General features: G+C 38.4%; 17 protein-coding genes and 3 pseudogenes. 15 read left to right on the top strand and 5 right to left on the bottom strand.

Annotation, left to right across the window (positions count from 1 at the left end; genetic code table 11):
• Window positions 1-876 carry a flagellar motor stator protein MotA gene (motA, locus tag BscR1v2_RS06235; protein WP_010704242.1) on the bottom strand — a complete coding sequence of 292 codons (876 nt, stop codon included), beginning with the start codon at window positions 874-876 and terminating at the stop codon, window positions 1-3.
• A gap of 277 nt (window positions 877-1,153) precedes the next feature.
• On the opposite strand from motA, the gene BscR1v2_RS06230 reads away from it, so the two are divergent.
• The 14 genes and pseudogenes from BscR1v2_RS06230 (at window position 1,154) to BscR1v2_RS06160 (ending at window position 12,607) form a co-directional block, all read left to right on the top strand.
• On the top strand, window positions 1,154-1,954 hold the full coding sequence (locus BscR1v2_RS06230; protein WP_078690114.1) for a DUF1217 domain-containing protein: 801 nt from the start codon (window positions 1,154-1,156) through the stop codon (window positions 1,952-1,954).
• A 39-nt stretch (window positions 1,955-1,993) separates the two neighbouring features.
• Entirely contained in the window at window positions 1,994-2,728 is a 735-nt protein-coding gene (gene flgF, locus BscR1v2_RS06225; RefSeq protein WP_078690113.1) for a flagellar basal-body rod protein FlgF, read from the top strand.
• 252 nt (window positions 2,729-2,980) lie between these two features.
• Window positions 2,981-4,298, top strand: a pseudogene (locus tag BscR1v2_RS06215) (FliI/YscN family ATPase).
• Window positions 4,299-4,643: 345 nt separating this feature from the next.
• Window positions 4,644-5,030 (top strand): flagellar basal body rod protein FlgB, encoded by a 387-nt coding sequence (gene flgB / locus BscR1v2_RS06210; protein ID WP_010704238.1) that lies wholly within the window; start codon window positions 4,644-4,646, stop codon window positions 5,028-5,030.
• Between the two features lie 2 nt (window positions 5,031-5,032).
• Entirely contained in the window at window positions 5,033-5,446 is a 414-nt protein-coding gene (flgC, locus tag BscR1v2_RS06205) for a flagellar basal body rod protein FlgC (protein WP_010704237.1), read from the top strand.
• 63 nt (window positions 5,447-5,509) lie between these two features.
• The gene (gene fliE / locus BscR1v2_RS06200) at window positions 5,510-5,854 is read left to right on the top strand and encodes a flagellar hook-basal body complex protein FliE (protein ID WP_078690111.1); all 345 of its coding nucleotides are present in this window, start codon (window positions 5,510-5,512) and stop codon (window positions 5,852-5,854) included.
• Between the two features lie 46 nt (window positions 5,855-5,900).
• Window positions 5,901-6,689: a flagellar basal-body rod protein FlgG gene (gene flgG / locus BscR1v2_RS06195; protein WP_034990291.1), complete on the top strand. Its 789-nt coding sequence runs from the start codon at window positions 5,901-5,903 to the stop codon at window positions 6,687-6,689.
• Window positions 6,690-6,694: 5 nt separating this feature from the next.
• Window positions 6,695-7,153, top strand: coding sequence for a flagellar basal body P-ring formation chaperone FlgA (gene flgA / locus BscR1v2_RS06190; protein WP_078690110.1), 459 nt, complete (start codon window positions 6,695-6,697; stop codon window positions 7,151-7,153).
• Window positions 7,153-8,391 carry a flagellar basal body P-ring protein FlgI gene (locus BscR1v2_RS06185; RefSeq protein WP_078690109.1) on the top strand — a complete coding sequence of 413 codons (1,239 nt, stop codon included), beginning with the start codon at window positions 7,153-7,155 and terminating at the stop codon, window positions 8,389-8,391. Before flgA ends, BscR1v2_RS06185 begins: the two co-directional genes overlap by 1 nt.
• Complete coding sequence (locus tag BscR1v2_RS06180) at window positions 8,388-9,155, top strand: MotE family protein (RefSeq protein WP_078690108.1); 768 nt, start codon at window positions 8,388-8,390, stop codon at window positions 9,153-9,155. Before BscR1v2_RS06185 ends, BscR1v2_RS06180 begins: the two co-directional genes overlap by 4 nt.
• 74 nt (window positions 9,156-9,229) lie before the next feature.
• Window positions 9,230-9,897: pseudogene (gene flgH / locus BscR1v2_RS06175) on the top strand (flagellar basal body L-ring protein FlgH).
• A 110-nt stretch (window positions 9,898-10,007) separates the two neighbouring features.
• Complete coding sequence (locus tag BscR1v2_RS06170; protein ID WP_236828994.1) at window positions 10,008-10,409, top strand: flagellar basal body protein FliL; 402 nt, start codon at window positions 10,008-10,010, stop codon at window positions 10,407-10,409.
• 91 nt (window positions 10,410-10,500) lie between these two features.
• Window positions 10,501-11,262 (top strand): flagellar type III secretion system pore protein FliP, encoded by a 762-nt coding sequence (gene fliP, locus BscR1v2_RS06165; RefSeq protein WP_010701587.1) that lies wholly within the window; start codon window positions 10,501-10,503, stop codon window positions 11,260-11,262.
• A gap of 196 nt (window positions 11,263-11,458) precedes the next feature.
• The gene (locus tag BscR1v2_RS06160) at window positions 11,459-12,607 is read left to right on the top strand and encodes a hypothetical protein (protein ID WP_078690107.1); all 1,149 of its coding nucleotides are present in this window, start codon (window positions 11,459-11,461) and stop codon (window positions 12,605-12,607) included.
• Window positions 12,608-12,718: 111 nt separating this feature from the next.
• Here BscR1v2_RS06160 and BscR1v2_RS06155 read toward each other — a convergent pair whose 3' ends face one another.
• From BscR1v2_RS06155 to BscR1v2_RS06145, 4 genes and pseudogenes are all read right to left on the bottom strand, one after another.
• Window positions 12,719-13,534, bottom strand: coding sequence for an autotransporter outer membrane beta-barrel domain-containing protein (locus tag BscR1v2_RS06155; protein ID WP_078690106.1), 816 nt, complete (start codon window positions 13,532-13,534; stop codon window positions 12,719-12,721).
• A 293-nt stretch (window positions 13,535-13,827) separates the two neighbouring features.
• Window positions 13,828-14,262 (bottom strand): annotated as a pseudogene (locus tag BscR1v2_RS08340) (autotransporter outer membrane beta-barrel domain-containing protein); the annotation flags it as partial.
• A gap of 1,385 nt (window positions 14,263-15,647) precedes the next feature.
• Window positions 15,648-17,984, bottom strand: coding sequence for an autotransporter outer membrane beta-barrel domain-containing protein (locus BscR1v2_RS06150; protein ID WP_078690105.1), 2,337 nt, complete (start codon window positions 17,982-17,984; stop codon window positions 15,648-15,650).
• Between the two features lie 542 nt (window positions 17,985-18,526).
• Window positions 18,527-21,886 (bottom strand): autotransporter outer membrane beta-barrel domain-containing protein, encoded by a 3,360-nt coding sequence (locus BscR1v2_RS06145; protein WP_078690104.1) that lies wholly within the window; start codon window positions 21,884-21,886, stop codon window positions 18,527-18,529.
• 451 nt (window positions 21,887-22,337) lie between these two features.
• Here BscR1v2_RS06145 and fliF point away from each other — a divergent pair, with 451 nt between their 5' ends.
• Window positions 22,338-24,005 (top strand): flagellar basal-body MS-ring/collar protein FliF, encoded by a 1,668-nt coding sequence (gene fliF, locus BscR1v2_RS06140; RefSeq protein ID WP_078690103.1) that lies wholly within the window; start codon window positions 22,338-22,340, stop codon window positions 24,003-24,005.
• The last annotated feature ends 9 nt before the right edge of the window (window positions 24,006-24,014 follow it).

The following is a 24,014-nucleotide window of genomic DNA, read 5'->3' as shown; positions in this document are numbered from 1 at the left end:
TCAAGCGGCCTCTTTTTCAGCACCTGGACCAACGATTGTGTGTTGCTCTACAACATCAATTGTTGGACGATCTTTTGCTGAAATGGTTTTACGTCCATATTCTAGTGCAATTTGTGGTATTGCGCCGTTCATATAAGCCAACAGTGTTTGTTTCACGACAATATAAATACGTGTTTTTTTATGGCGCACCGTTTTAATTTTTGTGGCGATGGGGCTAAAGACACTGTAGGAAAAGAAAATACCTGCAAATGTTCCAACAAGAGCTGCTCCAATCAAACGCCCTAACACTTCTGGTGGCTCACTAATAGCACCCATGGCTTTAATCACACCCAAAACAGCTGCCACAATACCAAGCGCTGGCAGAGCATCAGCCATATTTTGCAGAGCATGAGAAGATTTTTCAGAATCTTTTACAATTGTGTGAATTTCTTCATCCATTAAGGCTTCAATCTCAAAAGGGCGAGCGTTTCCCATGATAATAAGACGACAATAGTCACAAATAAAACTGGTTAGAGAACTATCTTTTAAAACCAAAGGATATTGCTGAAAAAGTGCAGATTCTCTGGGGTTGTCAACATGACCCTCCATTTCGGAGCGTGATTTTGAGCGCATTTCCCGCATAAGAACATAGAGCAAACCTAAGGTTGCTAAAAAATCTTTTTGTTTGGGAACCGCGTCTGTTGTTGCTTCCAATGTTGCTTTCATTGCATCTTTAATCACACTAAAAGGGTTAGAGACGATGAAAATACCAATGGCTGAACCCAAAATAATAACAAACTCCCATGGTTGTACCAGAACATCAAGATGTCCGCCCATGGCTACGTAACCGCCAATTATGCATCCTAAAGTAAGCACTAATCCTATAATGACACCCAATACCGTGGTCTCCTATTTTCTAGTTTTGGTGAAAGATAAATCTTTATGCTTGTGTAAAGCTTACCAATTTTTCATGATGAATTATTTGTAATTTTATGCAATGCTATAAAAAAGTGTTAAAATGCACAAGAATTTATGAAAAAATTTTTAAGTATATCAACAACGCTAAATTGAAAATACTGTTATAATAAAATATTGTTGCAATAAAAAGCATTTTTATCATCAGTTTCAGACAAGTTTTATACTTTAAAGAAGTCTGCCTAGAAAGAGGTTTGCTATGATTAGCACATATATGAGTTATAGAAGTACAATCGATAATATGAAACAAACATCGAGTCAGCTTTTTAATGAGCCTCAGGTTAAGCGTGAGACAGACTATTATGTAAGTCATATTATAGGTATAAGGTCAGTTGATGATTTTTTGGCAGATGATCGAATCTATCGCTATGCTATGAAGGCTTATGGCTTGGAAGATATGATTTATGCAAAAGGTATGATGCGTAAAGTGCTTTCAGACCCTGATTATGCTTCTCAATTGACAGATAGGCGTTATCAGCAATTTGCAGCAGCTTTTAATTTTAGCGTTTATGGTGAAGAGGCCACTCAAAGAGAGAGTGCCAAAACAGGCACTGTAAATAAATATATGCAGCAAACTTTAGAAATAAAAGTTGGTGAAGAAAATGAAGGAACACGTTTGGCTTTGTATTTTACCCGTACTATTGGGGAAATGACAAAAAGTGGTGTTCTTTCAGAAAAAAGTTGGGCTTATCAAATTCTTGGAGATAAAGCTTTATCAGCGGTGGTTTTTACAGCTCTGAATATTCCAGAAAGTGTGCGTTCATCAAAAATTGAAGCGCAAAAATCTTTGTTAGAATCACGCATGTCCCTTGGAGATTTAGAAGACCCCAAAAAATTAGAGCAGTTTATTGCGCGTTTTTCTGCTATGTATGATGCACAAAATCGAACAGATACAAACCCTGCTCTCACACTTTTACAAGATTCAAATTTAGGAAGCGGATTAGCGTTTTCTCCTGAGACAATGGTGGCTTTACAATCTCTTAAGCGGGGTAATGCTTAAAGAGTATCGTTAAATAGTATAAGAAAAAGAGGCAGATTTATGCAAAATCCGATTTATGTGGGAGTGTCGGGTCAAATCAGTTTGGCACGCCGGATGGAAACAATTGCACAAAACATGGCAAATGTTAATACACCAGGTTTTCGCGCTGGTGGTATGAAGTTTGACACATTGGTATCTCCCGTTGCACGCGAGCAAAGAGATCAGGTCGTTTTTGCGAGCGCTGGTAAGGGATATATTTCAACAGATCGAGGTGCTTTGGTAAAAACCGGTAATGCTCTTGATGTTGCTGTAGGGGGTGATTCATATTTTTCTATGCAAGCTTCTTTTGGGCCAGTTTATACCCGCGATGGTCGAATGATTATGACACCAGAAGGTGGATTGGTTTCAGTAACAGGACTGCCTTTTTTAGATGATGGGGGCGCACCAATCCAGCTTAATCCTGCAGGGGGTACCCCTCGTATTTCAGCAGATGGAAGCATTTATCAAAAGGATGTTTTGGTTGGAAAAATTGGTCTGTTTCAATTTCAAAAGGGGACTCAATTGCGTTATGGCCCTAATGCTTCTGTTATTCCTGATAGACCTGCCATGCAGTCAGAAGGGGGGATTGGTGATAAGGTTGTACAAGGTTACATTGAAAGCTCTAATGTGAATGGTGTGTCTGAGATGACGCGTCTTATCGAAGTAAGTCGCGCTTTTGAACGGGTTGAGGCAATGTTGCGTCAGCAGGAAGAAATGCGTTCTAAATCTATTCAAATTCTTGGTGGAAAATCTTAAAATGATTGATCACACAAGTCTTTTATAAAGAGTTATTATGCAATGCAAAAAAGCAAAAATGATTCTGCACCAACGGATGTTTTAAAAGATACTACGCCAATGGTTTCTTCAGATACAAAGGCTTCTCCTGTAGGTGCAGATTCTACAGATCCAGATCTTACGAATGCAGAGCTTAAAGATACAGATCTTACGAATGAAGAGGGTGGCGTTCCATCTGTTAAGGAAAAACAGGCAGATGCTCCACCTACAGCTTTGAGCCGGTTACTTTCTTTTGTTACACATCAAGATGACCCTTCCTCTTGTTTGGTTAATCAAGGGGGGTTATAAGCGATGTGGCGCGTGGTACATTGGTTGCGCGTGGTTTATCACAATCTGTATTGCTTGGTGATACAGTGTGTATTGATTGTGATGGGCAGGCAGTGCGGGGTGAAATTATTCATGTTAATGAAGAAAATGTTTTGATTAAACCTTATGATGAAACGGTTGTTCCTGTTCTTATGGCTTCTGTTTTTCCGAAAGGTCCGCTTTTTGTAGCGCCAGATCGTTCTTGGTGTGGTCGTGTTGTTAATGCTTTGGGAGAGGCTATCGATGGTAAGGGGGCACTGCTTTCTGGCCCACGCAATATGGCAGTTGAAGGTGATGTGCCACCAGCACTCAAACGTGCACGTGTGAAAAAGGGGTTACGTACAGGCGTTAAAGTGATTGATATTTTTACACCTCTTTGTTTTGGTCAGCGTATTGGAATTTTTGCTGGCTCTGGGGTTGGAAAATCAACCCTTTTGTCGATGATGATGCAAGCTGATCATTTTGATACAGTTGTTTTAGCACTTACAGGTGAACGTGGCCGTGAAGTGCGTGATATGCTTGATGATACATTGCACAACAAATTAGACAAAGTGGTTGCAGTGATTGCAACAGGTGATGAAAGCCCAATGATGCGGCGTTTAGCTCCAATCATGGCTACAACAATTGCAGAATATTTTTCCTCCTTGGGTGACAACGTTTTACTCGTGGTCGATTCGGTTACACGTTATGCATTAGCAATGCGTGAAATTGCTATTTCTGCTCATGAACCACCTGTTTCACGTGGGTTTCCCCCCGGGTTTTTAGTGAGTTGCCACGTTTATTAGAACGAGCAGGCTCTGGTAGAGAAGGCAAGGGGTCTATTACAGGTGTTTATGCAGTGTTGGTTGATGGTGATGATCATAATGATCCTATTTCTGATGCAATTCGCGGGATTTTAGATGGCCATATTGTGCTTGATCGTGCTATTGCTGCCCAGGGAAGGTTTCCTGCTGTTGATATTCCAGCTTCTATTTCACGTTTGGCACCTCATAGCTGGACAGATGAACAACGCATATTGGTTCAAAATTTGAAGGAAATGATTTTTCGATACGAAGAAACACGTGATTTGCGTGCAATGGGTGCTTATCGTGCGGGGACAGATCAGGTCCTTGATCAGGCAATCTTTTTAGTGCCATCTATTTATGCTGCTATGAAACAAAGCCCTGATATGCCCCTTGTTCATGACCCTTACGATGAATTGGCAAAGTTATTGAAAAGTCAATAATTGCCTATGAGAGACAAAGTTAAAGAGCATCTTTCCAAGAGGTTATTTTATTTATCAATAGAGATTATTCAATATCTATAAGAGAGATGGTTTTTAGTTTATGAAGGTAGAAAGACAAGTTTCAGTAAGAACCAATGTTTTGATTTTATGACTTACAAAGGGCAAAATTGATATAAAATTTATACATTATATATTATGTTTATATTTATTTTTAGATTACTGTTCTTAAAATTATAAATATAAGTTGATATTTATACTTTATTTTACTTTAAAAAACATACAGACAAGGCTCGCGCAAGATTGTTTTCTTATCATCTCTCCCAAGGATTTAAGGATTATAAAATTATGGATTCAGTCAATCTTTTTGATATTGCCAACAAACAAGCAGATTGGTTAACTGTGCGCCAGAAGGCAATTGCTAGCAATGTGGCTAATGCTAATACACCGGGGTACAAAGCCCGTGACGTGCAAGATTTTCCGACTGTTTTGCAAAACCAAACGATTTCCATGGCTGTTACCAATGTCCGTCATATAGATTTGACGGACAATGGTATGGAAGCCCAAGCTATTCGCTCTGAAAATATCATGGAGATTACGCATTCTGGAAATAATGTTGATTTAGAAGAAGAAATGCGTAAAGGCGGAGAGGTTAATCGTGAGATGTCTCTCAACACTGCCATTGTTAAGGCTTTTCATCGCATGATGATGGTGACGGTTAAAGGAGGGTCATAATTATGGCTGATAGACTAATTGCAGCAGAGCAAGTTGCCACAACAGGTTTAAGTGCACAGTCAATGCGTTTGCGTATTATTGCTGAGAATTTGGCTAATGCCAATTCAACGGGGAAATCCCCAGGTGCATCACCTTATCGGCGCAAGACTGTCAGTTTTGAAGCTGCTCTTAATCCGCACAGTGATGCACAAGGTGTGCAGGTGACACGTATTGGCAATGATAAAGCGCCTTTTATTATGCGTTACGAACCAGGGCATTTGGCTGCTGATAGTAATGGCTATGTGAAATATCCCAATGTCAATTCTATTGTAGAGATGGCAGATATGCGTGAAGCAAATCGTTCTTATGAAGCGAATTTACAAGTTGTCCGCCAGGTGCGCGATTTGGTTTCACAAACAATTGATTTACTGAAATGATAAGGCAATTCATTGCGTTATCGGCGAATTTTATATTTGAATTTTTGTAGGAGCGTTAAAAAAATGATTCAGGCCCTCACTTCCATAATCTCTAGCAGTTCTTTGGATTCATCAAGCCAAGTAAGCGGGCAGATGAATAGTGCTGCTATGCAACATTTACCTGTTCAGGCAGCTGAAGAGAGCAGCAGTGTCAGTTTTAGTAAAATTTTGTCTGAAGTTGTAGGAACAGCTGAAATGAAATTACAAAATGCAGAAAGTCTTTCTATTGGTAGCTTGGCTGGCAATGATGTTGGTGTGCGTGAAGTTGTGAATTCTGTGATGGAAGCTGAACGGTCTTTAAGTACAGCTATTGCTTTACGTGATAAGATGGTACAAGCATATCTTGAAGTGAGCCGGATGCAAATTTAAGATAGGCTGAACAGAGTTTAAAAAAATATAGGAAAAAACCATGGTCATGAGATCACTTTCAATTGCTGCAACAGGTATGGCTGCTCAGCAAACCAACCTTGATGTTATTGCTAATAATTTAGCAAATATTAACACAACAGGTTTCAAACGTGCGCGCGCAGAATTTGCCGATTTAATGTATGTGGCAGATCGTGCAGTTGGTGTTCCCAATATGCTCAATCAAGCTATTGTGCCTGAAGGTGCGATGATTGGAATGGGGGTGCGCACTGCAGCAGTTCGTAAGGTTAATATGCAAGGGGCTTTTGTTCAAACTGGTAATGCATTGGATTTAGCTATTAACGGAAATGGCTGGTTTGAAGTGCAAGATCCTAATGGCAATGTTTTTTACACACGTTCAGGTGCTTTTAACTTAAGTGAAACAGGGCAGATTGAAACATTGGATGGCAATTTAGTGCAACCTGCTATCACAATTCCTATAGGAAGTAAGAATATAACAGTAAGCCCTGATGGAACTGTTTATTATCAAACTGATATGGATCCCACCCCTGTGGAAGCTGGTCGCCTTAATTTGGTTAACTTTGTCAACGCAGTTGGTTTGGAAGCAGTAGGGGATAATCTTTTCCGTGAGACACCTGCTTCTGGCGCGCCGGTACCAGGTTTTCCAAAAGATGATGGGTATGGCGGCATTATGCAGGCAATGCTTGAATCTTCTAATGTTGATCCTGTAAAAGAAATCACAGAACTGATCGCAGCGCAGCGTTCTTATGAAATGAATTCTAAAGTAATTCAGGCGTCAGATGAAATGGCGGCGGTTGTTTCTAAGAATTTAAGGTAAATGCTATGAAAAAGCTTTTGCTTCTACTTACAGCCTTTTTGTTATCATTCTTTTCATTGACAGTAGTTTATGCTGATCGGGTCAATTTTATTGTTCCTAACAAGTCCGTTTATGCTGGGCAGCGTGTGAGTGATGTAGGTTTAAGTGAAAAAAGCTTTTTTATAAAATCTGAAGCTGCTTCTTTGTATGCTACACAGATGAATCAGCTTCTTAATAAGGTTGCAAAACGCACCTTAACAGCTGGTCGCCCCATTTCACTTGCTTCTTTGGGGGACCCGGTTTTAGTCGAGCGTGGTCAAACAACCAAATTAATTTTTCAAATGAATAATTTGCAGATCACTGCTTTGGGTGTGGTTTTACAGTCGGGATCCTCAGGCGATCTTATTCGAGTTCGTAATGCCGATTCAGGCCGTATTGTAATGGGCACTGTTTTACAAAATGGTGACGTGAGAGTAGGTTTTTAATGGTTACGCGTTCTCTTTCTCGTTTCTTTTTTGCTTCTTTGATAGGCTTTTTTCCAGTCTTTATTCCAGCATTTGCGGATGAAGGGGGCAAAAATGTAGAACAGTATACCTCTCCAGCGGCAGCTGATGCTGCTTGGTTAGGGGCTGGTGGTGATCCTGCTAAAATGCATTACGCAGATTTGGCTCGTCCAGGTGCGGTCGCACGCTTGAAAGATATTGCAGAAATTCAAGGTGTGCGTTCTAATCAATTAGTAGGTTATGGTTTGGTGATTGGTTTGAATGGTACGGGTGATTCTTTACGAAATGCACCCTTTACAGAGCAAGCTATGCGAGCCATGCTTGATAATTTGGGGATGAGCCCTCCTGCTGGTGCATCACGTGCCAATAATATCGCTGCTGTTATCGTTACAGCTGAGATGGTGCCTTTTGCCACCCCAGGATCACGCATTGATGTGACGGTTTCTGCATTGGGAGATGCAACATCTTTACAAGGTGGAACATTGGTGATGACACCGCTTCTTGGGGCGGATGGTAAAACTTATGCGGTAGCGCAAGGCAATATGGTTATTTCTGGTTTTGGTGCTCAAGGCGTGGCAGAAAGTGTGACGCAAGGTGTTCCAACATCGGGTCGTATTCCTAATGGTGCGTTGGTAGAGCAGAAGATTGAAGGCAATTTCAACCAGGGTAATGAGGTTATTTTGGAGTTGCGCAACTCTGATTTTTCAACAGCTGTTCGTGTGTCAGATTTAATTAATATTTTTGCCAATAAGCGTTATAAGCACAATGTTGCTAAAGAGCGTGATGCAAAAACTGTTGTTTTGAATAAACCCCGCAATATTTCAATGGCGCGTTTTATTGCTGAAATTGAAATGCTTCCTATTCCTACAGATGAAGTGGCACGTGTGGTTGTTGATGAACGTACAGGGACTGTTGTCATTGGTGAAAAGGTGCGTGTTTCACGTGTGGCGATTTCACACGGAAGTTTGACAGTTCGTGTAACAGAAGAGCCAGAAGTTTCACAGCCAAATCCTTTTAGTGATGGAGATACGGTTGTTGTGCCCAGAACATCTGTTGATGTTGATCAGCCAGTATCCAACATTGGTATTTTAGATGGGGTAGATTTAGATAATCTTATTAAAGGGCTTAATCAGATTGGTGTCAAACCAACAGCCATTATAGCAGTTTTGCAGGCTATTAAAACTGCAGGTGCTCTTCATGCGGAGCTTGTTGTTCAATGATAAAATTACAGTTTTATTCTTCTTGGTTTTATGTAGCGGTTCTCATTGTGTGTGGAGCGGGCAAGGGTTATGCGCAAGATGCACTTGATCTAAGCCCTGAGCCAATGTTCATTTTTGCTTCTGTTACCGATCCAGCACAAAAATCGGCACCAGCTCCTTCGCCCGCAAAGAAGGTAAAATCTGCAAACCGGTTGGATCAGGCAAAAGCGCCAACAAAAGCGCCTACAAAAGCACCTACAAAGGCACCTGCAACAACATCTACAACAACACCTGCAGATAGTACTTCAGAGATAAAGGCTTCACCTGTTTCATCGACACAAGGTTTGTCTAAGAAAGATACAGAAGAAGTAGAACGTTTTTGTGATAATATTGGCAGTCAGGCTGCAGATGCGCGCTTTCAATTACAACGTCAACAATTACAACAATTGCGTGATCAAATTGATGAACGTGTAAAAACTTTAGAAGAAAAACGGCGCGAGTATGAAGTTTGGCTCGAAAAGCGTAATGAATTTTTGTCAATGGCAGAAGATTCTTTGGTTGAGATTATTTCAAAGATGCGTCCCGATGCAGCAGCTGCTCAATTAGCTTTAATGAGTGACCTGGTGGCAGCTTCACTTGTGCTTAAGCTTAGCCCTAAAATATCAAGTGCTATTATGAATGAGTTGCCTCCTGAAAAATCAGCTGAATTAACGCAAATACTTGTGAGTGCACAACAGACCTCGTCAAAAAAGAAACAAGCACAACAAGTGATTGATACAAAGTAATGATGAAAGTGAAAAAGATGAAACACAGTCAAAAACGCTCTTTGCACTTTTTTTTAAAGGCTGGCATATCTTTGATGTTAATGCCATTGGCTGCGTGTTCTTATAATCCAAAGGATTTTAATTCAACACCAGATTTTTCTCCCGTACGTGCAGATTTAGGTTTTGCGCCTTCACGTGCAGCCCATTTTTATCCACCGGCACCAAAAGAAAGCAAATATTCGCTCTATCGCCCCAATGTTGTTAATAACTTTTATCGTGATCCACGGGCAATGAAGCCTGGTGATGTATTGACTGTGCAAATATTTATTAATGATCGTGCCAGTTTCAACAATAAAAGTGATTTAAAGCGGGATTCAAGTTCCAAATATACTGTTGGAACAGAGTATTCATTTTTAGAAAAGCTTGCAGGTGGTGTTGAAGCATCATCATCAAACCAATCTAAAGGTGATGGTAAAGTAGAGCGGCAAGAAAACATTCGCCTTTCCATTGCTGCTGTTGTAACAGATGTTTTGCCAAATGGTAATTTGGTTATTAGTGGTTCGCAGGAAGTGCGGGTTAATTATGAAATGCGTATTCTCAATATTGCGGGGTTGTTCGCCCACGTGATATCTCTGCCAATAATATGATTGATTACGACAAAATTGCTGAAGCACGCATTTCATATGGAGGGCGTGGGCGTATGAGTGAGATACAACAACCTCCTTACGGTCAACAGTTACTCAATCAAATTGCACCTTTCTAATTCAATTATACTGTAAGGGTCTTTTTAAAATTTGAGATTTGTTCAATAATAATCGCAGACAATCAATAAAATAACTGCATTTCATTATTTGTGATAATAAGGGGTTCTTTATGGCAGAAGCGCCGAAGGAAGAAGAAAAAACAGAAAAAGAAGACAATAGTGTGAAAACATTATTGATCGTTGGGGTTGTTTTGACAGTCGTTGCTGCAGCTTCTGGGTGGCTTCTTGGTATGTGGGTGAGTAAAGAAGTAACACCAAGTTCCAATGATTCTAAAGAACCAGTGGCAAAAGCTTCAGCAAGTTTGATTATGGACGATTCACGTATGATTATTTTGCCTCCTATTTTGACTAATATAGCGGTGCCGGATAAAACGTGGATTCGAATGGAGATTGCGTTAGTTGTTAAACCTGGTGAAAATATTTCGCCGGATATGGTCGCTGATATATCGAATGATTTTGTATCGTTTTTACATCAAATGACGATTGAACAAGTAAAGGGCCATCGGGTTTAATGAATTTACGTAGCGATCTTTTTGATCGCGCTAAAATTCGTTCTGATGATAAAATAAGCAATATTTTGATTTCGAGTTTGGTAATAGAACAATGAAGAAATTTGTCGGTTTTGTATTCATGATGCTTTTGTTGGTAACAACAGATGCTACAGACGTGTTTGCACAACAAACAAATTTGGCAAGCACTGGCGGCCTTTCAGGACTCCTCGCACCAACTGACGGCAAAATCAGTGGACGGATTGTTCAGCTTTTTGGTTTGTTGACTGTTTTGTCAGTGGCGCCTGGTTTGTTAATTATGGTGACAAGTTTCACTCGTTTTGTTATTGCCTTTTCGCTTTTGCGTTCAGGTTTAGGGTTGCAAACAACACCTTCCAATCTGGTGATGATATCATTGGCTTTATTTATGACCTTTTATGTGATGGCGCCAACATTTAATACTGCTTGGGAGCAGGGGGTTCAGCCTTTAATAAAAAATGAAATCAGCGAACAAAAAGCGATAGAAAAAATTAGCCAACCTTTTCGTGAATTTATGATATCGCAGGTTCGTGAAAAAGATCTTGATTTGTTTGTGGATCTTTCTGACCCTTCTTTTAATGTTAAAACAGGGGCTGATATCGATTTTCGGGTTTTAGTTCCTGCTTTTATGATTTCTGAATTACGCCGTGGATTTGAAATTGGCTTTCTTATTGTTTTACCTTTTTTGGTAATAGATCTTGTTGTGGCGACATTGACAATGTCAATGGGGATGATGATGCTTCCACCAACAGTTATTTCTTTACCATTTAAAATTTTGTTTTTCGTGTTAATCGACGGTTGGAATCTGCTCGTTGGAAGTTTAATAAGATCTTTTTAGATATAGTTAATACAGCCATTAACTATATTTAATATATATTTGTATTTAAAACACAAATATACTTTACAAAGTACTTTATTATTATAAACATAAAAATATACTTTAATTTATATTTCTAATAGATATTTATTTTTTTGATGCAAGCTTGGGGGAGGGCCCCTAGCATATCCCATCTATTTTTTTGGGGGCTATAATTATGGCTATAAACTTATTTGCAAATCAGTCAGCGGTTGCATTGCAAACAGTACAATCAATTGATAATCATTCAAGCCGACTACAAGATCAGCGTGAAGCAGAGTTACAAATTCGCAATACGCCAGATCACGCTGCTTATGAATCAATTTCACCAATGATGAAATATGATAGTGCTACAATAGTTTCAGTTGTTGATGCTATTAAGCAGAGCAAAGAGCAGGTTGAAGTTGCAAAAACTGTGGTTGAGCTTACCAAAGGTTCGTTAGACACAATCGAGAAGTTGGTGATTTCTGCATACACCAAGGGGGCTGAAGATTTTTCAAAGATTCAAGATCATATTGCAGAACATGTGAAAGATCTCTCTTATGCCATTGAAGAGGCTGCTATTAGTGCAGGAAATATTGTTGCCAATGGTGGGATGAAAGCCAAAATTCCTTCTTCTTATAGGCATGAGGGTTTAACTGTTTATGTTGATAGCATTGAAATTGGCGGTCCAGAATTGAACTTTGGTGTTTTAAATATCGATGGCACAATCGATATGTCTAAAGGCATTTTGAAGAATATTTTTAATACAGGTACAACAACAAATTTTGATGCGACCAAAGTGGCGTTTGATACAGCGCAAAAAGACTTTCAAAAATTAAAAGATACTCTTATTCAAGCAAAAACTCATTATGCTACTGATCCTTTGTTGACTCATAAAGTGGTGTATAATGATGCTCAGCAAGCTATTGATGACAATGCAAGAAATAATGAAGCTTTAAATAAGGCAAAAGCTGAACTTAAGACAATTGTAGATGGTATTTCTCTGGTAGATTTTGTAAAAATGAGGGATGTTAATCAATTATCTACTGAAGTACGTGATATCCTTTTTGAGAGTCTTCAGAACAATATTCAAGATTCAATTACTGCAACTTTAACTGCAGAAGCTAAAATTAATTCTACAATTGATTTAATTAATATTCAGCCTGAACTTGTCAAAACATTGGTTGGGAATATTGATTCAAATATTAGGGCTTTAGTTGATATTAATATGGATGCTCAATCAGCACGTCTATCAGCTTTACAGATACAAAAACAACTTAGTGCTCAGACACTCCCAATTGCTAATCAAAATACCTATCACACTTTAGCTCTTTCCCAAAAATAGAAAAGCAACTTTTTAGGTAGATTAATTCCTTTTTGGTAACGCAATAAAACCCCCCCTATCAAAAAGACAAGCACATAAAATTATCTTTTTGATCAAAGTAAAATAATATTTTTAAAAGCGATAACGCAATGTTCCTGAGAAAATAGCTCCAGATAAGCCAGCTTTTTGAAGTTTTTGCTGATAGCTAACATCTCCATGGAATGTAACGTTTTGGATAAGTTCTGCATTAACACCTATTCCCCCTTCAATTGCAGGTCCTATAGGGTCAAAATAGAAACTCTTCTTGCCAACTTGTACTGTTCCTCCATCACCAAAAACACTGATAAGATTGAGCTTACCATAGAAAGAAAGGGTACGACCGTCTTCAAACTGGTTAACATTCTTAACCAAACGCCCACCCATACGAATTGACCACTGGTAAGGATTGCTCATATCCACCTTAAATTTATCGGTATCTTGAATGGTATTAAACATCAATTGCTGATAAGCAATCTGTGTCTGTGGTTCAAACACCAAGTCTTCGATGCTGGTTATAAGCTGTTTTCCCAAGGTAGCAGACGCACTCCACGTTTTTGCATCATCCACTCTTGCAGTTTGACCGATAATGGCATTGGAGATATTTCCTCTAAACAGACCATAGGATAAGAATGTATTGATGTACACTCCACTGTTATGCTGTATACTGCTATAGGCTGTGAAGAGCCATTTATCGAATGTAGACTTTTTAACATCTGCTATATTTTGTGGCGTGAAAGACAATTTTCCATAAGTGCCTAAAAGCCCGAAATATGAAGAAGTGTTTTGCCCTTCCAATGCAGCCAATGCAACACCTGTTTGTAAAGCAGCATAGCCGATATCAGCATCATAACCGTATTCAAGCGCAGTACGGTTAGATGATAAAGTCGCTTTGTTTCCATAAGAAGATATAAAAAGAAAAGTTTCTTATCATTTTTCATTTCCCATGGCATTGGGCGAATATTGGTTAAGAGAGCATTTTGATTTTCAATATCAGTAAAACCTGCAGCAAATAAGGCATTTGGCATCACTAAATAGTTTGCCATTTGCGGTAAAAGAGCCTTTACGTTTGAGTTGGGGAGGTATTGATTTTGCAGGCGGAAATCCCAAAAAGCATTATTATATGAATTTACGTTAAAAAATCTTTGGTTGATATCAGCTAAACCATTACGTGATGTTGGTCCATAGGCATTCAATGTATATTTGTAAGGTGAACCGCTAACTGTCATATAACCCTTCGCTAGTTTGAAGGAATTTTCTGTTGCTTGCCCAACAACTTGGATAAGAGAAATCCCACGCTTATTTGAAGGAAGAGAGCCAGTTAAAAAGAGTAAATTAGCTATATTCGGAATATTTCCCTGGATATTAACATGTACTGTTGTTGATCCTGATACATCTCCATTAACAAATAGGCAGTCAGCTTTTCGCCCATTAGTATTTAAATAGAGTTTAGCATTACTTCCTGCATTATAGACTTTTTGGGTTTCAGGATTTCCTGCTCCTACATACAATGTTTGATAATGACCCTCTGTTGGGCTTTCGAAAATAATAGAACTATTGTCGACATGAAGCACAGAAATATCAGAATGAGCTCTTTGAGCAATACTAAGAATAAATGCTTTTGGAACAGGACCAAGCATCTTATCTCTGTCATCTGTTTCTGTTTTACTGACCCTTAAGATCCACTTGGAACCATTGTTGAGATGTAAAACTGTTTTTTGCTTTAAAATCCCCTCCGCATCACGTTGATCACTCCTATAACGTGCTTGTGCTGCTTCTCTAGCTTTTTCTGCTCTCTTTTTAGCTTCTTTTATAGCTTCTGCTTTTGCTATAGCTATTCTCACTTTTTCTTCTTCTATAGCTTTTATAGCTTTTCCTACTTCTATAGCTTTGAATGCGTGAATAACTTTTGGATTGTATTCGCGGTAATTATTATTATGTCTGCCATTATTAAGCTTTTTAAAATTAAAAGCGTGGTGATTTCTTAAATTTATTTGACCTCGTAGTAAAGCGTCGTAGGCATTTGCTGAGTCAGGATTGATTTGAGCAATCATATCACGCTCACGTATCAATCGTGCTTCCGCTTTGTCTAAATCTTTTTGTTTTGAAATCTCTAAATCTTTTTGTTTTGAAATCTCTATATCGTTTCGTTTTGAAATCTCTATATCGTTTCGTTTTAAAGCCTCTATATTTTTTCGTTTTAAAATTTCTATATCATTTTGTTTTAAAATCCTTGTACCACCTTTTAAAATAGAATGATCTGCGATTAGTGTAAGAGTACCAATATTATCCCCTCTACGCATTCTATTTTTTACTAAAACATCGGCATCAATTTCTGAATTTTTAAGGAATACTGTGCCGTTTGCAGAAGGCCCTAAAATACCCATACCACTTTTAACAAACAACTTTGTATTGAAAAACTTTACTACATTGTTATCTTCTGTATAGGTTCTTGGTTTGTAAGAAAAGAAGGTGATACCAGCTCCACGCTCGACAGTTACGAGTGAATCTTTAAGGTTGATCTTACCATCTGAGACTAGCAAACCAACTTGTCCACCTGTTACACGAATGTTTTCACCATTAATAGTTGCATTCGTTGCGTCAAGAGCATAAAAACCTGAAACATCTTTTCCTATTATTGTTTCTGTTTTTGGCGAAGAAAGAGAAGAGCCATCAACTCTTATTGCGTTTCTTGCATTAATAGTCTGTTTATAAGGGTTATCCACACTCCTTTGTACTTGTTGTGTACGACTAAGCTGTTGTCCATGAGAAGAAGAGTCAGCAATAACAGTTGATGCACTGCGTATTTGCTTCCCACCATTCTGTGCATAACTTGTGCTATAATAAGAACATAAAAAAAACCCACTGACGGTACATAATAAAAGACTTTTTTTACGCATGTATATATCCTTAAGTATGTATTTCCCTTCTAAGAGCTCTAACGAATCATTTAACTTATTCTGTGTTTTATGTAAAGTATAAAACACAATATATATTTTATAACTTAAAGATATGTAAACACTTTTTAAAAGCGATAACGCAATGTTCCTGAGAAAATAGCTCCAGATAAGCCAGCTTTTTGAAGTTTTTGCTGATAGCTAATATCTCCATGGAATGTAATGTTTTGAACAAACTGTGCATTAAAACCTATTCCCCCTTCAATTGCAGATCCTATAGAATCAAATTGAAAGTTTTTCTTGCCGGCTTGTATTGTTTTTCTTTCGCCAAAAACATTGACAAGATTGAGCTTACCATAGAAAGAAAGGGTACGACCGTTTTCAAATTGATTAACATTTTTAACCAAACGCCCACCTATACGAGCTAACCACTGATAAGGACTGCCCATATCTACCTTAAATTTATTGGTATCTTGAATGGTACGAAATATCAACTGCTGATAAGCAATCTGTGTCTGTGGCTCGAATACCAAGCCTTTAACGCTGGTTGCTAGCTGTTTCCCCAAGGTAGCAGACGCACTCCATGTTTTTGCATTATCCACTTTTGCAGTTTGACCGATAATGGCATTGGAGATATTCCCTCTCAAAAAACCATAAGACAGAAGCATATTAACATACACCCCACCATTATGCTGTATACTGCTATAAGCTGTGAGGGTCCATTTATTGAGTGTAGTCTTCTTAACATCTGCCATATTTTGTGGTGTGAAAGACAGTTTTCCATAAGTGCCAAAAAGCCCGAAATATGAAGAAGTGTTTTGCCCTTCCAATGCAGCCAATGCAACACCTGTTTGTAAAGCAGCATAGCCGATATCAGCACCATAACCGTATTCAAGCGCAGTACGGTTGGATGATAAAGTCGCTTTATTTCCATAGGAAGACAAGAAGAAAGAGCTCTTTTTATTGCTTTTCATTTCCCATGGCATTGTTCGAATGTTAGTTAAGAGAGTATTTTGATTTTCAATGTCAGTGAAACCTGCAGAAAATAAAGCACTCGGCATCACTAAATAATTTGCCATTTGCGGTACAAGAGCTTTTATCTTTGCACTGGAATCGAGGTATTGATTTTGCAGACGGAAATCCCAAAAAGCATTATTATGTGAATTTACACCAGACAACCTTTGGTTGATATTAGCTACACCATGGCTTGATTTTGGCCCATAAGCATTTAACACATATTTATAAGGTGAATCGTGAACGGTGGTATAGCCATTTGCTAATTCAAAGGAATTTTCTTTTGCATTTCCATAAACTTGAATTAGAGAAATCCCGCGTTCATTCCCAGGACGAAATACAGCTACGTCTTTAGGGTCTCCATAAACATTGGTATGAACTGTTGTTGATCCTGTTACATGACCAGAAACAAGAACACGGTCAGTTTTTTGCAGATCTGCTCTTCTATCATCACTCCACTGAGCATTTAAGTGGAGATTTACATGACCTTGTGCATTGTAAACTGCTTCACGGCCATCTGTTCCTGTTCCTACATACAATGTTTGATAATGACCTTCTGTTGGGCTTTCAAAAGCAACAGTACTATTGCTGAGATTGAGTATAGAAATGTCAGAATGGGACCTTTGAGCAATATCAAGAATCAATGCTGTTGGAATAGGACCAAGCATACTATCTTGCGCATTTGTTTCTGTTTTACTGGCTCTTAAAATCCATTTGGAACCATGGTTGAGATTAAAAATTATTTTTTGTTGTAAATTTGTCGCAGGGATTACAGATTGGTTATTACGATGTTGTGTTCCATTTGCAGTTTCTTGTTGTGATGCAGCTTCTTGTTGTAAAAGCCTTGTACCACCTTCTAAAGTAGAATGATTTGCGTTTAGTATAAGAGTAGTATTATTGTTTCCTGGATGTGCTTTATTTTTTACTAAAACATCAGCATGAATTTTTGAATTTTGAAGGATTATTTCACCGTCTGCAAAAGGTCCTAAAATACCTATACCACTTTTAACAAATAGTTTTGTATTGAGGAACGTTACTACATTGGTATTATATCCTCCGTGAGGTATTGTTTGCGGTTGAAAGGCGATACCGAATCCACGCTTAACAGTTATGATTGAATTTTTAAGGCTAATTCTACCATCTGAGGCTAGCAAACCAACGTGCCCTGCTTTTGCATGAATGCCTGAGCCACTAATACTTCCACCATTCGTTGCGCTAAGAGCATAAAAACCTGAAACACTTCCTCCATTCATTGTAATTGTTAAAGGATAGCGATCAGCCTCTATTGCAATTTCCCTGTCATAAACATTTAGATTATTTAAGACTATTGGCTGGCTATTAATATTAGCTGAGATTCTCTCTATCGTATCGCTATCTGCATAACTTATGTTATAATAAGAACAAAATAAAACCCCACTCATTGTGCATAATAAAAGACATTTTTTACGCATCTATGTACCCTTAAATATTTATCCCCCTCCTAAATTTGTTAAAAGCGTTTAACTTATTCTGTATTTTATGTAAAGAATAAAAAACGATATATATTTTATTATTTAAAAGATAGGAACATTTTTTTAAAATGGTAGTACAATATTGCTAAAAAAATTTCCGGATAATTCAGCTTTTAGAATTTTTTCTGATGATTAAATTTCTAGGGAGTGTGATATTTTGAACGCGCTTCATATAAATTTTCTCCCTTTTAAAGGCTGATTCTATAGAATCAAAGGAGAAGTTATTGCAGGCTTATATTATTATAATCATCAGAAGTTTTGGTAATGCTCAATTTACCATAGAGAGCAATGTTACGATTGTTGATGTTAGGGCACTTTCAATCGTTAATCATGGCAACATCGTGTATTAGTTTTTCCCAAAAATAAGGAGGAAGTTTCTTTTTGATGATCAGTTTTTGTATGATGAGGTAAAAAGATTTCAACATACTAAAAAGGCAGCACAATGTGCTGCCTTTTTAATTAAAGTGAATATTATCACTGTTTTAGAAACGATACTTCAATCCGCCTGAGAGAGTTGCTCCAGATATACCAGCTTTTTGAAGCTTTTGTTGATAGCTAATATCTCCGTGAAGTGCGATATTCTGGAATAGTTGCGCATTGACACCTACTCCTCCTTCAATTGCTGACCCCATAGAATCAAGACGGAAGCTATCACCAACGCGTATTGTTCCTTCATTACCAAAAGTACTGATAAGGTTCAGTTTACCATAGAAGGAGAAGAGATGACCATCTTCAACACGGTTGTTAACATTTTTAGTTAAACGTCCACCCATACGAACGGCCCACTGATGAGGATTACCCATATCTACCTTAAAGTTATCAGCATCTTGAATGCTGCCCAACAACAATTGTTGGTAAGCAATCTGCATCTGTGGTTCAAAAACCAATCCTTCAGCACTGGTTGTTAGTTTTTTACCCAGAGTAGCAGATGCACTCCATGTATTCGCATCGTCTAACTTTGCAGTACGACCAATGACGGCATTGAAGACATTTCCCTTCAAGAAACCATAGGATAAGAGCGCATTGAGGTACACCCCACTATTGTGCTGCACGCTACTATAAGCTGTAATACCCCATTTTTCGAGTGCAGTTTTGTCAACATCTGCCATATTTTGTGGCGTAAAAGATAACTTTCCGTAAGTCCCTAAAAGCCCGAAGTATGAGGAGATATTTTGGCTTTCCAATGCAGCTAATGCAACACCTGTTTGTATTGCAGCATAGCCAATATCAGCTCCATAGCCATATTCGAGACCAGTGCGGTTAGACGATAAAGTTGCTTTACTTCCATAGGAAGATAGGAAGAAAGGATTCCTCTTATCATTTTCCATATTCCATGGCATCGCTGCCCGAATATCAGTTAAAAGAGCATTTTGATTTTCGATATCAGTGAAACCAGTGGAAAATAAAGCGCTTGGCATCACCAAATAGTTTGCCATTTGTGGCACAAGAGCTTTTACCTTTAAGTTGGCAAGGTATTGATTTTGTAGACGGAAATCCCAGAAATCGTCACCTTTATTACCTTCATCGCGACCATCTAGTACAGCAGGATCTTTCTCAATCAACATTTGGTCAGCATTAGCTGAACCTTTACTGGATTCTGGCCCATAGGCATTTAGTGTATATTTGTAAGGTGAACCACCAACTGTAGTATAACCATTCGCTAATTTGAAAGAATCTTCTTTTGCTGTTCCAGAAACTTGGATCAGAGAAATCCCACGTTTATTCCAAGGGACAAAACTGCTTGCTTCTGTGGCATTTCCTTGAACGTTAACATACACTGCTGTTGATCCTGATACATCACCTTTAATGAGCAGGTGATCAGCTTTTTGCTCATCTATCTTCTTACCATCACTCCATTCAGCATTTAAATAGAGTTTAGCATTACCTGTCGCATTATAGACTTCTTTGGTGACATCTTTTCCTGTTCCCACTTGTAATGTCTGATAATGACCTTCTGTTGGACCATCAAAAATAATGGAACTATCATTAAGATTAAGCACAGAAATATCAGAGTGGGATCTATTAGCGATAGGAGCTAACTGATCTTTCTCACCTTTTTCTGTTTTACTGGCCTTTAAAATCCATTGAGAGCCATTGTTGAGATCGAAGATTATATTACCTTCCTCTCCAGTACCTACACGACCTTCTAAGATAGAGTGATCTGCGGTTATAGTAGCTTTAGCCTTATCTGTGGCTGTCAACAGAACATCAGCACGAATTTCTGAATTTTTAAGCGTGATATTATTATTAAAAACCTTAGGGGCACGCTCTTCAGATGATCTAAGATTTTCTTGTTCTTCATCTTCATCGTGAGAAACATCAGTAAGATAAATACCAATACCATTTTTAACAATAAGTTTTGTATTGGTAAAATTGACTTTATTATCTCCCTTTTCTTGGTTGTGTAATTCCAAACCAATTTTATCCGCTGTTGCAGAAACATTGGTAGTATCAATTTGCCCTCCCTCTTTTACATAAAAGGCAACACCATCTTCTTGTGTGTGAGGATCATCTCCTGCAATTGCAGTAACAGAACCACCATTCATTGTAACTTTCGTGTTTTCACCTTCTGCAAACAAACCAAAACCTTGATTGGATGTAACGGCAACGTTTGTAAGAGCAATTTGTCCTCCATCTTTTGCATAAACTGTGTTCTTTCCGCTAACTTTTCCTCCCACCATTGTAATTTGTGCTTCTTCATCTTTTGCAGATAGTCCTTCTGCTTTAGACGTGATTGCTACACCGTTTAAGTTAACAGTACCCTTCTTTTTAACGTTTACTGCTGCACTTTCACCAGTTACATCAATAGAGCCACCAGTCATTGTGATTTGCGCTTCGCTTTCTGCAACAAGCCCAACATCTTCAGACGTGACCTCTACATTATTAAGCTCGATAGAACTTTTACTCTTCACTGCTGTTTTAGTTGCTTCAATAGAGCCACCATTCATCACGATTTGCGCTCCGTTTTTCGCGAGCAGCCCAACATTCTTAGACGTGATTTTTACACCATTGTTTAATTCTACAGTACTTTTACCCTCAGACTCTACTGCTACACCTTTTTCACCAGTTACATCAATAGAGCCGCCATTCATTATAATTGTGGCTGCGTTATCTGCAGATAATCCTTTGGTTTTAGATTCAATTGTTACAGCACCGTTTAAAGTGATAACACTATTGTGTTGAGATTTCACTGCTGCATTTTTATCAGTTGCTTTAATAGAACCACCATTCATTGTGATTTGCGATTCGTTTTTCGCGAGTAGCCCAAAATCCTTAGACGTAATTTCTACACCGTTTAAATTGATGATACCTTTATCGTCAGCCCACACTGCTGTTTTAGTTGCATCAATAGAGCCACCAGTCATTGTGATTTGTGCTTCACTACCTGCAAGTAATCCATATTCCTTAGATGTGATTTTTTCAACGTTGTTTAGTGTGATAACACCATTGGTTATAGCTCCTACAGCCACTTTAGCTGCATCAATAGAGCCGCCAGTCATTGTGATCATACCACTGTCTTCTGCTTTAAGGCCAGTTGTAACTTCTTTAATGGTTGTGTTATCTTTTAAGTCAATCACACTTCCAGAGCCACTAGCATATGCACCCCTTCCTTTATCTCCCTTACCAGTCAACGTTAATTTAGTACCGTCGATTTTACCACCCGCTGTCGCGCTAACAGCATTCTCATCTTTACCCTCACCTGTGGCTTGATAGCTCTCACCAGAAACTACCTGTGGATCATCATCACTAGCAGAGCTAAGAGTTCCTGCGTGTGCATTAAGATGAGCGCTAAACAATACGATAGCTACTGCTGTGGATAATAAAAGGGACTTTTTATGCATGATACTTTCCTTACTTATAAACCCCATATTGACCCCTCCCCGCTTATAAGAAGGACACAATGGATTATTTAGAAAAACAAATATTTCATTATAACTTATCTGTAAAGATAAAAAATAATTCTATACATTTAAAGATAAATTATAATAAAATACAGATTGTTTATTTATAAAATACATATTGTATTTATATGTAATTATGTTATAAGCATAGATATAGTTTAAAAGTTAATTTTTTACTGCTTTCCTTTATTAAAAGACGAGATTGTTATTTACATAATGCTTTAAGATAATAGTCAATGGGTATTATGAGATTTTTTGTTGAGAGTGGGCGTCATTTTCGCGCAAGTTTTATTTTTTATGACTTTAGGGAAAGAGAGTAGATAAGCAACTATAGGAAAGTTGTCTTTATTTAGCTCGAAATGGGTTTTTTCAATAAAAATGGTGCAACTATATGCTTGATAAACTTTTAGCTTTTCTTTCTTCTTCCGGGCAGGCTCTTCAGAAATTAGGGGTGAAGCGTCTTGTTGCGCTTGGTCTGGTTGGAATCACGTTGTTTGGAACGATTTTATTTTCCAGTTTTTATTTAACACGTCCTTCTTATGAGACACTTTATATTGGTCTTTCTCGTGATGATGTGAATCGTATGGGAGTGGCTTTGGGTGAAACGGGAATTGCTTTTGATGTTTCTTCCGATGGAAGTTCTATTCAAGTTCCTGTGGGGCAGGCGGAAAAGGCTCGGATGTTTCTTGCAGAAAAAGGGCTTCCTACATCAAATAATGCAGGGTATGAATTGTTTGATAATATGGGGTCATTGGGGTTAACATCTTTTATGCAGGAGATTACCCGCCAACGTGCTTTGGAAGGTGAGATTGCCCGCACAATTCAAGTTGTGCAAGGTGTAAAGGCTGCACGTGTTCATATTGTTTTGCCAGACAAAGGATCATTCCGTAAGGCTAATCAGAAGCCTACCGCTTCTGTTGTAATTCGTACAGATGGTGGTTTTTCAGCCGAGTCTGCTCAATCTATTCGCCAGTTGGTATCTGCAGCGGTTCCTTCGCTTGAAGCAAGTTCTGTTACAGTTATGGATACACGGGGGCAGTTATTGGCTTCTGGGGTTGATGCGGCGAATGGAGCTTCTGTTCGGATGGCTTTACTTGAACAACAAGTTGCATCGCAAATTGATGCTAATATTCGTAAGCAATTAGTACCTTACCTTGGTCTTGATCATTTCCAAACTAGTGTGCAAGTTGATTTGGATACAAACCGTCAACAGATCAATGAAACTGTTTTTGATCCAGAATCGCAGGTTGTACGTTCTGTGCGCTCTGTGCGTGATCAAGCGGATAGTCAAAATAGCCGCAATAATGATGCTGTTGGGGTGGAACAAAATATTCCACAAGAGGAAATTGCTAATGGTGGTGGAGAACGCTCAACTGATAAAAAAGACCGTCGTGAAGAAACTACTAATTATGAAATTAACTCTAAGATTATTTCCACTGTTAAAGATGGTTATAGCGTGAAAAAACTGGCTGTTGCTATTGTGGTAGATCGTGCACGTTTGGCTCTTGCAAAAGGTAACAATGGAGATTCTGAAAGTTTCATTAATGATGAAATTAACCGTATTCAGCAGATGGTAGCAACAGCTGCAGGGCTTGATCCAAAACGTGGTGATGTTATCAATGTTACAGCAGTTGATTTTATGGGCTATTCTGATAAAGATCTAACACCTATGCAAACGCCTATTTGGAAATCATTGTCACCTTATTTATCCACTTTCGTTAACGGATTGGCTTTGGTTGTTGCTGTCTTGTTGATTTTGTTCTTAGGTGTGCGCCCATTGATGCGTGAAATGCGTGAGGGACAAAAGGCTCTTGATAATGAACAAAATGCTTTGGCAGGTCTTCAAGATGTGCCTGCTTTGGAAAATCAATCTAACATTAATGGAGAATTTGGTGGAATTGCAGGTGCAAAAGATGATACGCTTAATGACTTGCGTAGTCGTATGCGTGTAGCTCCTCAAAATCGTTTGGAGAAAATGATAGAAATAGATGAACAACGCTTTGCTGAGGTTTTACGCGAATGGGTTAATGACGCCAATGCAACTGTACAACCCGCATAGATTTACCAA

Origin of the sequence: Bartonella schoenbuchensis R1 (assembly GCF_002022685.1) — a bacterium.
Classification (GTDB): domain Bacteria; phylum Pseudomonadota; class Alphaproteobacteria; order Rhizobiales; family Rhizobiaceae; genus Bartonella; species Bartonella schoenbuchensis.
This window is presented reverse-complemented; position numbering and strand designations above follow the sequence as displayed.